10 protein-coding genes are annotated in these 13,047 nt (G+C 62.5%); 6 read left to right on the top strand and 4 right to left on the bottom strand.

Features of this window, described 5'->3' with window-relative positions; genetic code table 11:
- Positions 1-4: 4 nt before the first annotated feature.
- Positions 5-493 (bottom strand): hypothetical protein, encoded by a 489-nt coding sequence (locus VSR82_RS23810; protein WP_429463139.1) that lies wholly within the window; start codon positions 491-493, stop codon positions 5-7.
- A gap of 674 nt (positions 494-1,167) precedes the next feature.
- On the opposite strand from VSR82_RS23810, the gene VSR82_RS23805 reads away from it, so the two are divergent.
- From VSR82_RS23805 to VSR82_RS23790, 4 genes are all read left to right on the top strand, one after another.
- Entirely contained in the window at positions 1,168-2,433 is a 1,266-nt protein-coding gene (locus VSR82_RS23805) for an ABC transporter substrate-binding protein (protein ID WP_498858115.1), read from the top strand.
- A 91-nt stretch (positions 2,434-2,524) separates the two neighbouring features.
- Positions 2,525-3,400, top strand: coding sequence for a branched-chain amino acid ABC transporter permease (locus VSR82_RS23800; RefSeq protein ID WP_410851261.1), 876 nt, complete (start codon positions 2,525-2,527; stop codon positions 3,398-3,400).
- Between the two features lie 23 nt (positions 3,401-3,423).
- Positions 3,424-4,350, top strand: a complete 927-nt coding sequence (locus VSR82_RS23795; protein ID WP_498858114.1) for a branched-chain amino acid ABC transporter permease — start codon at positions 3,424-3,426, stop codon at positions 4,348-4,350.
- Complete coding sequence (locus VSR82_RS23790; protein ID WP_429463141.1) at positions 4,347-5,870, top strand: ATP-binding cassette domain-containing protein; 1,524 nt, start codon at positions 4,347-4,349, stop codon at positions 5,868-5,870. Before VSR82_RS23795 ends, VSR82_RS23790 begins: the two co-directional genes overlap by 4 nt.
- A gap of 34 nt (positions 5,871-5,904) precedes the next feature.
- Here VSR82_RS23790 and VSR82_RS23785 read toward each other — a convergent pair whose 3' ends face one another.
- From VSR82_RS23785 to VSR82_RS23775, 3 genes are all read right to left on the bottom strand, one after another.
- Positions 5,905-7,452, bottom strand: coding sequence for a methyl-accepting chemotaxis protein (locus VSR82_RS23785; RefSeq protein WP_368581294.1), 1,548 nt, complete (start codon positions 7,450-7,452; stop codon positions 5,905-5,907).
- Positions 7,453-7,513: 61 nt separating this feature from the next.
- On the bottom strand, positions 7,514-8,884 hold the full coding sequence (gene dctA, locus VSR82_RS23780) for a C4-dicarboxylate transporter DctA (RefSeq protein WP_429463144.1): 1,371 nt from the start codon (positions 8,882-8,884) through the stop codon (positions 7,514-7,516).
- Positions 8,885-9,030: 146 nt separating this feature from the next.
- The gene (locus tag VSR82_RS23775) at positions 9,031-10,197 is read right to left on the bottom strand and encodes a mandelate racemase/muconate lactonizing enzyme family protein (protein ID WP_176378267.1); all 1,167 of its coding nucleotides are present in this window, start codon (positions 10,195-10,197) and stop codon (positions 9,031-9,033) included.
- 179 nt (positions 10,198-10,376) lie between these two features.
- On the opposite strand from VSR82_RS23775, the gene VSR82_RS23770 reads away from it, so the two are divergent.
- Together VSR82_RS23770 and VSR82_RS23765 are read left to right on the top strand one after the other, a co-directional pair.
- The gene (locus tag VSR82_RS23770) at positions 10,377-11,273 is read left to right on the top strand and encodes a LysR family transcriptional regulator (RefSeq protein ID WP_429463146.1); all 897 of its coding nucleotides are present in this window, start codon (positions 10,377-10,379) and stop codon (positions 11,271-11,273) included.
- A 179-nt stretch (positions 11,274-11,452) separates the two neighbouring features.
- Positions 11,453-13,042: a methyl-accepting chemotaxis protein gene (locus tag VSR82_RS23765; protein WP_368581296.1), complete on the top strand. Its 1,590-nt coding sequence runs from the start codon at positions 11,453-11,455 to the stop codon at positions 13,040-13,042.
- The last annotated feature ends 5 nt before the right edge of the window (positions 13,043-13,047 follow it).

Raw genomic sequence — 13,047 nt, 5'->3', positions numbered from 1 at the left:
GCAGCTACTTGAGCTTCCAGCTCACCTTGTGATCGATCTCGACCGCAAACGTGCCGGGTGCGGGCGGGCGCAGCGGACTGGCAGAAAACGTCGCGCTACCGGTGATGCCCTGGTACTTTCCGGTGCCCCCGATCAACGTGTGGGCGCCCGCCACGAACGTGGTGAATACCTTGTCGCCATCGGCATCCATCTCGGTGCAGGCGCCTTGTGCTGTCTCCTTGCCGCCACGTACCCCGTAGTAGAAGACGCAGTGCACCGACATGCCGTCGAAGGTTTTCTGCCCGCTCGTGTTACGCGTGATACCAAAGCCCTCGATCACCGAATCGGAGCCCTCGTCGCCCATGTCGATGTTCGCCAATAGATGGTTAAGGTAGTAGGTTACATACGTCGTATTGCCCTGATGAGGAGGGGTTTCGACCTTTTGCGCCAACGTTGCGTCGGCACAGATCGAAAACGAAACTCCCACAATCACCGCTTTGAAGATTGAGTTCATATTCAATACTCCGTTTCGTTATTCCATACGGACGGATCTCACTTGCATGGATTCGGTTTATCGCTGTCGCCATAAGAGTCCTCCTTGAAAGCAGGGAAGCCAGGTCGCGTGATCGGGACGAATCTGGGCCGGACGAAAAGTCGCCGTAAAACTGCGGGAGTGGGGCGCTGACGCGATTGCTTCGGCGGAGTTGGTGCGGGGTCAGTCAGATGCGCCCAGTTCGGTGTGGCCGGGGCGGGAAGCGAGAGAGATGTGACTCGCGGACCGTTGCTGCGATCAAATATAGGTCAGATGTTGGCAAATCGGCTGTCCTTCTAAGGCGCTTTAAGCCGGGTACGTTCGAGAGCGTTGCGAGGCGACGGCACGTTGGTCATTGAAGCGCACGAACCCACCAAAACGAGGCGAACACAATGCTTCGGATGACGAATGAGGGAGAAAGAATACCGCGAATCTTGCAGCCCATAGCCATCGATCCCACTAAGAAAAAACGGCATCCGGCGGTGCGAGCGGCAAGATTTTTCCGCTCTGCACCATGAAGTCCGTAGGGACCCGGTCATCGTTTGTACCGATTGAGCGCGGCAAAACGGGTGAATATTGTTGTGTGCGCATTCTTAAGTTGCTGCAATGTGGCGGGCAATTGTTGCTCAACGATCCATTCGAATCGGAGATGCATGATGTCCAGTAACAATGTGTGGCGAAACCTTCATTGCGTCGTCGCGACGGGGATGGTAGCGGCGGGGCTAGGTCTGGCGGCAGGCGCTCATGCGGCGGCCGAGCCGATCAAGATCGGCGTGATCAGCGAAGAATCCTCGGTGGCGGGCGCTTCGATCAGCAAGGCGGCGCAGCTCGCCGCGGACCAGATCAACGCGAGCGGCGGCGTCGATGGCCGGCCCATCCAGATCGTCGCATACGACGACCATTCATCGGCCTCCGACGGCGTGCGCGCCTTCCAGCGCGCGGCGACCCAGGATAAGGTGGTCGCTGTGATCGGCAGCTACATCAGCGAAGTGGCGCTCGCGATGGAACCGTGGTCGGGGCGCCTGAAGGTGCCCTTCATCACTCCCGGCGCGGCTAGCAACGACATCTCGAAGCACGTTCACGACGACTACGACCACTACAAGTACACGTTCCACGGCTGGATGACGTCCGCATTCATCGCGCAGTCTATCTGCGACTTCTCGCACGACGTTCTGGTCGGCCAGTTCAAGATGAAAACGACCGTCGTCATGAGCGAAGATGCGGCGTGGACCAAGCCGCTCGACGAACGCTACCTCGAATGCCTGCCCAAAGCGGGACTTCAGGTGCTCGATCACATCCGCTTCAATCCCGATACCTCCGACTTCACGCCGATCTTCAATCAGATCGAGGCGAAGCACCCCGATACGATCACCACCGGCATCAGCCACGTGGGCGTGCAGCCGACCGTGCAATGGCACGACCAGCAAGTGCCGATCCCGATGTCGGGGCAAAGCTCGCAGGCCACGACCACGAGCTTCTGGAAGGACACGAACGGCGCGACTGAAGGCGTGATCACGGCCTCGGCCGCCGCGCCGGGCGTGGCGATCACGCCGAAAACGGTGCCCTTCACGGATGAGTACCAGAAGAAGTTCGGCGTTTCTCCGGCGTATTGCGGCTTCACGAGCTACGACCTCGTCTACATCATCGCGGACGCGATCAAGCGCAACAAGGGCTCGACCGATCCGGACCAGATGGTCGACGCGCTCGAAAAAACCGACTACGTGGGCACGATCGGTCGCTGGCAGTTCTATGGCAAGAGCGATCAGTTCACGCACACGCTGAAGTACGGGCCCGGCTATATCACGGGCATCAACCTGCAATGGCAGAACGGCAAGCAGGTCGCGATCTGGCCCAAGTCGATCGCCAACGGCGCGGTGAAATTCCCGACCTTCATCAAGGTGCAGCAGGCAAGCGCGAACTAGCCGCGCGATGATCGCGACTGTCCGGACCTGCGCATAGCGAAGGCCCGGACAGCGCACGAATCGACAACCTAACCAACATGAAAGGCCGGGCATGTTGCTACTGCAGATTCTCGTCGACGGCTTTGCAATCAGCTCCCTCTATGCGCTGGGCGCGATCGGTTTCACGTTGATCTTCGGCGTCTCCGGCATCCTGAATCTCGCGCACGGCGGCGTGATGCTGGTCGCGGCGCTGATGGGCTGGATGCTCGCGGGCGAGGCGGGGCTTGGCACCTATCTCGGCACGCTGCTCGGCGTGATCGCGGGTCTTGTGACGGCCTTCGTCACCTACCTGATGGTGGTGCGGCCCATTCAACGCTCCGCTGCGATTCCCGGCGAAGAGAAGGAAATCTTCGTGCTCACCGGCACGTTGCTGTGGGGCATCATGATCCAGCAGGGCATGGCGTGGCTCTTCACCGACAACCCGGTGACGATGCGCCCGCTGATCAGCGGCGTGGCGATGGTGGGCCGCGTGCGCGTGCCGTACAACGAAATCATGATCGCGGTGGTCTGCTGGGCCGTGATCGGCATGCTGTGGCTGTTCGTGAACCGCACGCGTGCAGGCAAGGCGCTGCTCGCGGCTTCGATGAATCCGCGCGGTCTCACGCTGCTCGGTTTCGAACTCTCCCGGATCTATCTTCTCGCGTGGAGCATCTACGGCGTGCTGGCCGGCATAGCGGGCGTGCTGCTCGCTTCGTTCCTTGGCGTGAGCACGAACAATGCGGGGCAGCTGACGGCCAGCGCGTTCTCGATCGTCGTGCTGGGCGGGCTCGGCAGTGTATCGGGCTCGTTGATGGCCGCGTACGTGGTGGGTTATCTGGAGACCGTCACGGCCTATCTGATCGCGCCGACGCTGCGCCCGCTGCCCGCGTTGCTGCTGCTGGTGCTGGTCGTGTACGTGCGGCCCCAGGGCTTCCTGGGACGCCGCTAACAGTGCGAATGGAGCGTACCCCTATGTCCGTTCTTCTCCGTTCGCGTGGCGCATGGATCGCCGTTGCGCTCGCCGTGATCGCCGCGACGTTGCCGTGGTGGCTTTCCGGCTACGTCCTCGGCGTGCTCACGGTGGCGTTCTACTTCGGCGTGTTCGCGATGTCGTGGGACCTGTTGTTCGGCTTTGCCGGCGAGGTCAACTTCGGGCCGACGTTCCTGATCGGACTCGGCGCCTATTCGGCTGCGATCCTCAACGCCAGATGGGGCCTGCCCATACCCGTTTGCGTGCTTTCGGGCGGCGGCGTCGCGCTGGTGGGCGGCTTGCTGCTGGCGGTGCCCGCGCTTCGGCTGCGCGGTCCTTACTTCGGGCTGGTTACGCTCGTGGCCGTGCTGCTGCTGCAGAACGCCATCGTGATCTTCGCGGGCATAACGGGCGGCGAGATCGGCATGATGGTGCCGGACGTGATGTCGGTCGATGCGAACCATAGCTACTGGATCGCGCTCGCGTTCCTGATCGTTTGCGCGATCCTGCTGTTCGGCCTGTCGCGTTCGGCAGTCGGTCTGATCCTGCAGGCCAGCGGCCAGGACGCAACCGGCGCGCAGGCGCTGGGTTTCAATGTCACGCGGCACAAGCTCGTGGCCTTCTGCATCAGCGCCGTTTTCTCGGGCGTGGCAGGCGCGATGCTGGTGTTCTACCAGGGCACGGCTTCCGTGAGCACGGTGGTGGATCTCAGCGTGGGCGTGCAGATCATCATCGCGGCCGTGCTGGGCGGACGCCGCACGATACTCGGCGCGGTGCTCGGCTCGATCTTCCTGATCGTCGCCGGCGAGTTCCTGCGACCGCTCGGCCAGCTCAACACGTTCGTCGTCGCGGCGGTCGCGCTCGCTGCGCTGCTGTTCTTTCCAGACGGTCTGCTCGGCAATCTGCTACGCGCGAGGGAGCGCCAATGAACGACACGCCGCTGCTCTCCGTACGCGGACTGACCAAGCGCTTCGGCGGTCTCGTCGCCGTCAAGGATATCGGGTTCGACATCCGGCCCGGCGAGATCCTCGGTCTGATTGGACCGAACGGCTCGGGCAAGTCCACGGTCATGAAGCTGATCATGGGCATCGAGCGGCCCAATGCGGGGTCGGTCAAAGTGAACGGCGTGGAGATGGCCGGCTGGGCGCCGCACCGGATCGCGCGCGCGGGCGTGGGCATCGTGTTTCAGCATTCGCGGCCGCTGCATCGGCAAACGGTGCTGGAACACATCAAGCTCGCGCTGCTGCCTGATTCGCTCGTCAAACTCGCTGCCGAACCCCACGTGCACCAGCGCGCGCAGGAAATCGCCGAGCGGGTGGGCCTTGCCGGCGTCATGCATCGGCATCCCGCGACGCTGCCGTTTGCGGATCTGCGCCGCATGGAGATGGCCAAGGCGATTGCGCGCGACCCGCAGGTCGTGCTGGTGGACGAGCCGTTCGCGGGACTGACGGTGGCGGAATCGCACGCGTTTTCCGAGCTGATTTGCGGCTTTCGCGCCGAAGGGCGCGCGGTGCTGCTGGTCGATCACAACGTCAAAAGTCTGTCCGCGCTCGCCGACCGCGTGCTCGCGATGTACCTCGGCGAGCGTGTCGCCGAAGGCACCGCCGAACAGGTGATGCAGAACGAGACGGTGCGCCGCGTCTATCTGGGCGGCAAGCTGGAGTTGCGCCAGCGCACCGGCGCCGCGGGCAATGCGAAGCCCACGATCCTCGAGGTGAACGGTGTGCGCGTGCTCTACGACAAGGCTTGCGCACTCGACGACGTCAGTCTGCAAGTGCGCGAGGGCGAGTTCGTCTCGGTCGTTGGGCTCAACGGCGCGGGCAAGACGACGCTGTTCAACGCGCTCTCCGGCCTCGTGCCGTACAAGGGGACGATTCGCTTCGACGGGCGCGATCTGCGCGGAATCAGCGGTGCGGCGATCTCGCGCGCCGGCCTCGTGCAATGCCCGGAAACGCGCGAGCTATTCGGCGACATGACGGTACGCGAGAATCTCGAACTCGGAGGATATCATCTCGCCGACACGGCGCGCGCGAAACAGCTGTCGTGGCTGTTCGATCTGTTTCCGATCCTGAAGTCGCGCCAGGGACAAACCGCGCGTACGCTGTCCGGCGGCGAGCAGCAAATGCTCGCGATCGCGCGCGCATTAATGACCCAGCCGAAGCTGCTGATTCTCGACGAGCCGACTCTCGGCCTCGCGCCCGTGATTCTCGAGCAATTGTCGAAAGCGCTGGATTCGCTGCAGAAATCCACGCCTATCACCGTGTTGCTGGGCGAGCAGAACGTCAGGTTTGCGCTGCCGCATGCCGATCGCGTCTACGTTCTCGAACATGCGCGCATCATCTGGGAGGGCAGCGCTGCGCGCTTCGAGGCGGAGATGGGGCGCGGCTTTCTCGAGGCGGTGCCTGCCAATGACGCCGACACCACGGCCTCCGGCGTCTCGCGGACCTGAAGCGCGGAGCGGCACGCGAGCCTATAGCGTGGCATCAGGCCATGGAGGCAAAGCGGAAGCGGCCAGCCGCCTGCGTCAGCAGGCCAGTCTGCTCGGTTAGCGACGCGGCCGCGGCGGCTGCCTGCTCGACGAGCGCGGCATTTTGCTGCGACATCTGATCCATCTGCGTAATCGCGCGATTGACTTCCTCGATGCCATCGCTCTGTTCGGCCGAAGCCGTCGCGATGTCGCTCATGATCGACGTGACGCGACCGACGGCCGTCTGTACTTCGCCCATCGTCTCACCGGCCCGGCCGACGAGGCGCGAGCCGTCGGCGACGCGCGCGGTCGACGCGTCGATCAGCTCCTTGATTTCCTTCGCCGCGGTCGCCGAACGCTGGGCGAGATTGCGTACCTCGCCGGCGACGACCGCAAAGCCGCGTCCTTCCTCCCCGGCGCGAGCGGCCTCGACAGCCGCATTCAACGCGAGGATGTTGGTCTGAAAGGCGATGCCTTCGATCACGCCAATGATCTCGCCCATTCTCTTCGCGCCGTCGTGAATGTCGCTCATCGCGTCGATGACCTGACGGACGACGTCCGCGCCCGCGCCGGCCGTCGCCTTCGTCGCGTCGGCCAACTCGCGCGCCTCACGCGCGTGCGCCGCGTTCTCCGTGACGGCATTGGTCAGTTGTTCCATGCTCGCCGCCGTTTCCTCGATGGACGCCGCCTGCGCCTCGGTGCGCGCCGACAGGTCCGCGTTGCCGGCCGAAATTTGCTGGGTCGCGGACGCGATCGACTCGCTGCCGCGCGCGATCTGTTCGATCATCGTGCCGATGTCCTTCTGCATCTGCCCAACGCTTCGGATGAGGCGACCCATTTCGTCATTACTGTCGAAGCGCAATTGCTGCGACATGTCACCCTGAGCGAGTCGCTCGACATGGCGCACCGTCATGTCGATCGGGCGCGCGATTGCGCGCAGCAGCGTGAAGCCGCAGGTGACACAGGTCAGAAGACCGACGGCGATCGCAATCGCGGTAATGGTCACGAGGGTGTCGTAGCGGTCCTGCGCTGTCATGTAGCGGTTATTGCCTTGCGCGTTGCGAAACTTGTCCAGCTCCGCGGATTTCTGCGTTAGAGCCGCCGCAAACGGCGGCATAACGACCATCGCGATATGGTCGGCATCATCGTGATCGCCGCGGCTCATTGCGTCGATCATCGGCTCGAGTGCGCCACGCAGCATCGCTTCGCGGGCGTCGGCGACGGCCTTCGACAAGGCCGCCTCCGCGTCGGAAACGGGCAGTGCGCGGTACTCTTTCCAGGCCTTGTCGGAGACCGCAAGGTAGTTGCGCGCCTTATCGATGAGAGCGGCTCGATCCGCCGCCTCCGGGTGCAGCAGCACGCGATCGAGCGTGGTGCGCACTACGGTCAGGTTCAGGTTGGACTTGCCGAGCGCGGTTGCGGCGGCCACGTCGTTGGTGTACGCCTGCGCAACGGCATGGTTCGAACCACGCATGCCGGCGATACCCAGTACGCCAGTCACCGTCAGCAGGAACCCGAGCAAGGTGAGGGTGGCGAGAAGACGGAACTTGATGGTCAGTTTCATGCTGAATTCGGAAGAGTGAGATACCGCTGGGTTAACGGCACCCATTCCGAAAAGTTCAGTTCTATTGATGGTTCGGTGAGCCATCGAGGAGCGCCTCCGCTTCGGTCGGCGATGCCGAACTGACCGCGGGTTGCGCGGCAGGACCCGATGTTTGGACGTGAGCCGTGTTGTCGCGATTCAGCACCGCGCGCGCCAGCTTCCAATCGAGTTGCCTTTCCCAACGAGCGACGACGACAGTGGCAACGCCATTGCCGATCAGGTTCGTGACCGCACGCGCCTCGTTCAGAAAGCGGTCCACGCCGAGCAGCAGCACGAGGCCTTCGACGGGAATCTTGTGCATCGAGGCCAGCGTCGCGGCCAGTGCGACGAATCCCGCCCCGGCCACGCCCGCTGAGCCTTTCGATGTGAGCAGCAGCACGCCGAGCACGAGCAACTGGTCCCAGATACTGAGGTGGACGTTCATCGCCTGGGCGATGAACAGCGCCGCCATCGTCAGATAAATCGCCGTTCCGTCGGCATTGAACGTGTAGCCGGTGGGCAGGACCATGCCGACGACGGGGCGAGGGCAGCCCATCGCCTCCATCTTGATCAGCATTTGCGGCAACACCGCTTCTGTCGACGCCGTGCCGAGCGTAATCAGAATCTCGTCCCTGATGTAGCGGAGAAACTTCCATAGCGAGAGCCCGCACATCTTCATGACAAGGCCAAGTACGACGAACACGAAGAAGAACGAGGTCAGGTAGAGACAAAGCATCAGCTCGCCGAACGATGCCAACGTGCCGATGCCGTATTTGCCGATCGTGAAGGCCATGCCGCCGAATGCGCCGATCGGCGCCACGTACATGACGATCCGCACCACGCCGAACATGCCTTGAAGGAACATGTCGAGCATGTCGACGAATGGCGCGGTACGGGCTCCCAGCTTCGCCAGCGAGATAGCGAGCAGCACTGAAAAGAAAATGACCGGAAGCATCTCGCCCTTGGCGAATGCCCCGACGATGCTATTCGGAACGATGCTCATGAAGAAGTCGAGCATGCCGTGTTGCTGCGCCGCGTGCGTATAGGTCGAAATCGCGGCGGCATCGATTTGCGACGGATCGATGTTCATGCCGCTGCCGGGTCTGACGACATTGACGACCACCATCCCCGCAATCAGCGCGACCGTCGATGCCAGTTCGAAATAGAGAAGGGCTTTCACGCCTACCCGGCCCGCCTGATGGAGGTCGTTCATGCGCGCGATCCCGACCACGACCGACGCGAAGATGATCGGCGCAAGCAGCATCCGGATCAGCTTGATGAACAGGTCGCCCAGCGGCTTCATCTGCGACGCGAGATCGGGGTAGAAGTGACCCAGCAGGACACCGGCCACGATCCCGATGAGGACCTGAACGTACAGCTTGGAACGTGCTCTTCTTACTTTCGATACTGGCATTTCTGTCTCCTGTGCGTGGCGTCTTCAAAGGGAAAATGCGGCCCTGCCACGCGAAAAGCGTGGGAGGGCCGCATTGAGCCGGCTTCGTTCCGTCTTTTATGAACCATTCGAGCGGGAATGTTGGTCGATGCCGTTGCGAGCGCGCGTTATTCAGCCAGCTTGCGCATCTCGGCGATCAGGTCGGATTTGCCTTCGAAGCCGATGCCGGGCAGCTCCGGCATCGTGATATATCCGTTCTCGACGCGAACGCCGTCCGGGAAACCGCCGTATGGCTGAAACAGGTCCGGGTACGATTCGTTGCCGCCAAGTCCGAGGCCCGCCGCGATGTTCAGCGACATCTGGTGGCCGCCGTGCGGAATGCAACGGCTTCTCGACCAGCCATGCTGATGCAGCATGTCGAGCGTTCGCAGATATTCGACGAGACCGTAGCTCAGCGCGCAATCGAATTGCAGCCAGTCGCGATCGGGGCGCATTCCGCCGTAGCGGATCAGGTTGCGCGCATCCTGCATCGAGAACAGGTTTTCGCCGGTCGCCATCGGCTTGTCATAGTAGTTGCGCAGCGTGGCCTGCAACTCGAAGTCGAGCGGGTCGCCCGCCTCTTCGTACCAGAACAGGTCGTACTGGGACAGCGCCTTCGCATAGCTGATCGCGGTATCGAGATCGAAGCGGCCGTTGGCATCGACCGCGAGCTTCTGTCCGTCCTGCAGCACGCTGAGGATCGAGTCGATGCGTCGCAGGTCTTCGTCGAGCGACGCGCCGCCGATTTTCTTCTTCACGACCGTGTAGCCGCGGTCGATGTAGCTGCGCATCTCATCCTTGAGCTTTTCGTGGTCCTGGCCCGGATAGTAATAGCCGCCCGCCGCATAGACGAAGATCTTGCGGTTGGCCTCGCCGTTGCCGTACCGCTCGGCGAGCAACTGGAACAGCGGTTTGCCGGCGATTTTCGCCACCGCGTCCCAGACCGCCATATCGATCGTGCCGATCGCGACGGAGCGCTCACCGTGGCCACCGGGCTTCTCGTTGATGAACATCGTCGCCCAGATCTTGTGGGGATCGAGGTTGTCGCCGGAGTCGTCGACGAGCGAGGCCGGGTCGGCCTCGAGCAGGCGCGGGATGAAGCGCTCGCGCATCAGCTTGCCCTGGCCATAGCGGCCGTTCGAGTTGAAGCCGTAGCCGATCACCGGCTTGCCGTCGCGGATCACGTCGGTGACGACCGCGACGAGACTCAAGGTCATTTTGCTGAAGTCGATGTAGGCGTTCCGGATCGGGGAACTGATCGGAACGGTCTTTTCGCGGATTTCAACGATTCTCACGCCACTGTCTCCAGAGATTTGAACAGTTATTGAGCCGCACGGGCTGCAATGTGGTGCGTAGCTTAGCCGCGAAAGAGCTTGCTAAAATTCACTTGCGTTCACTACATATTTCACCAAAAGTGAGTACTGCACCCGCATCCGACTTCGAGTTCTTCATTCTCCTTGCGAAACTCAGGAGCATGTCCGGCGCCGCCCGCGCGCTCGATCTCAGTCCGCCGGCGGCGACCAAGCGGCTGGGGATCATCGAGCAGCGGCTCGGCGCGCGTCTGGTCAACCGGACCACGCGCAGCGTCAGCCTGACGCCCGAGGGAGAGACCTATCTGCGCTACGCGTCCCAGATCGTCGGGCAGGTCCGCGAGATGGAGGAGGCCATCTCCGGTGCCCGGCGCGATCCGCATGGGCCGTTGCGCATCAACGCGACGCTAGGTTTCGGCAGGACGACCATCGCACCGCTCGTCTCCGACTTCGCCAAACGTTTTCCGAACGTCGAAGTGCAGTTCGAGGTGACGGACCGGCCGGTCGATCTCGTCGAAGGCGCGTTCGACATGGCGATACGGTTCGGCGAGCTGCAGGACAGTCGGCTGAGCGCAAGGCGCATCATGAGCAATCGCCGTTTTCTTTGCGCGTCGCCAAAGTATCTGGAGCGTTTTGGAACGCCCGAGCGCGTGGAGGATCTGCATCAGCATCGCTGCATCATCCACCGGCAGAACGATGATGCTTATGGCGTGTGGCGCTACATCGTGAACGACCACATCGAGGCGATCAAGGTCAAAGGCGTGCTATCGAGCAATGACGGCGACATTGCGCTTCGGTGGGCGCTCGACGGTCACGGGATTCTGATTCGCTCCGAATGGGATCTGGCCAAGTACGTACAGAGCGGGCGCCTCAAGCTGGTGCTGCCGAATACCGTGCTGCCGTCGGCGGACCTGTTCGTCTATTACCCGAGGCAGCGCAATCAGACAGCGCGAGCGCGAGCCTTCATCGATTTCCTCGTCGATCATTTTCAGGCACCGTTCACGCCGGTCGACCCCACCGTCGAAGCTCCGGAAAGGAAGAAGAGGGGCTCGCGCAAGTGACGTTCATGTCGCCTGGCGTCGCCGCCACAGGTTCATAGCACTTGGTGGGGCGATGCTTTCGATTACCCGACTAAGCTAGTCAGATAACCCTCAATATTTTGAGGGTATTGCCGTTAGAACGTCCATTGACCGACATTCCGGCGCCTTCAGCAGAGCGCGGTGCCTCGCTAACGACTTTCATGCGCAATAACCAGCCTGTAACACAACGCGAATTCGATTTTCCCGCCTCGGAAATGCTTGTCTCGGCAACCGACCTGAAAGGAAGGATTCAGTACTGCAACCCCGCGTTCATTGCGATCTCAGGCTTCACGCGAGAAGAGTTGCTCGGCGCGCCACATAACATCGTCCGGCATCCCGACATGCCGCGCGAGGCCTACGCCGACATGTGGGAGACGATCCGCGCGGGTCAGCCGTGGACGGCGCTGGTGAAAAACCGCCGCAAGAATGGCGACCATTACTGGGTATGCGCGAACGTCACGCCAGTGATCGAGAGCGGTCAGATCGTCGGCTATCTGAGCGTTCGTACCAAGCCATCCCGCAACGAAGTGAGGCTTGCCGAGTCAACCTATGCGCGGATGCGCGAAGGCACGTTGCGTTCGCACAAGTTGCGCCGCGGGAAGCTCGTGCGTACCGGGATAGCCGGCAAGCTTCAGGCACTGACACGCATGTCGGTCGTGGCGCGCATCGGGATCGGCTACGCGATCGCGCCGCTGGTCTTTCCGCTCGTCGGCGCGGTGCAGTACGGCGGGCTGCCGCCGTTGCCGTACTGGACTGCGACGGCCGTCTCCGCAGTGCTGGCCGGCCTCGCCTGGTTCGCGCTGAGTAAGCAGTTGGGTGCGCCGCTCGCGGGGCTCTCCAGTTTCGCCACCCGTATGGCTGCCGGTGACCTGACTGCCGAAATGAGGATCTCGAGGAACGGCGATTTCGGCGACGTACTGAGCGCGCTGAACCAACTGAAGGCGAACCTCGGCGCGATCGTGCTGGACGTGCGTGGCCAGATCGGCGGTGTGGTCGACTCCGCTCGGGAAATGTCGAGCGGTAATGAGGATCTCGCGCGCCGCACTGAATCGCAAGCGGCGTCGCTCGAGGAAACGGCTGCGACCATGGAGCAATTCACCACCAGCGTGAAGGCCAATGCAGACGCCGCCGCATCCGCGCTCGGACTTGCCCGGGAAGCGCAGGATGCCGCGGCGCTTGGCGGCGAGATCGTCGGTCACGTTGAGCGCACCATGTCCGGCATTACGTCGGCGTCGCAGCGTATCGCCGATATCACAGGCGTGATCGATGGGATCGCCTTTCAGACCAACATCATTGCACTGAACGCGGCGGTCGAAGCCGCCCGTGCCGGCGACGCCGGCCGATCGTTCGCGGTCGTCGCCACCGAAGTGCGCATGCTGGCGCAACGTTGCGCGGAGTCTGCAAGGCAAATCAAGTCCGTGGTGGATCTGACCGTCGCGGAAGTCTCGCAAGGAACGGAACTGATCGACCGCACCGCGTCGCAGATGAAAGTGATCGACGAGACGGTCAGACGCGTACTGACCATCATCGACGATGTGTCAAACGCAAGCGACGAGCAGGCCAAAGGCATCATGCAGGTGAATCAGGCAATCACGCACCTCGACAGCGCGACCCAGCAAAATGCCGCGCTGGTGGAGCAAGCGACGGCCACCGCGCAACGGCTGATCGACTCCGCTCAAGTGCTGGATGAGACCGTGCGCCTTTTCACCATTTCCGGTCAGCGTGAGCCGTCGCTGACGGCCGCTCGATGATCGTT

This window comes from Burkholderia sp. JPY481 (genome assembly GCF_038900515.1).
GTDB classification, from domain to species: Bacteria; Pseudomonadota; Gammaproteobacteria; order Burkholderiales; family Burkholderiaceae; genus Paraburkholderia; species Paraburkholderia youngii.
The sequence above is the reverse complement of the archived record's forward strand: the minus strand, read 5'-3'. Positions and strand labels throughout refer to the sequence as shown.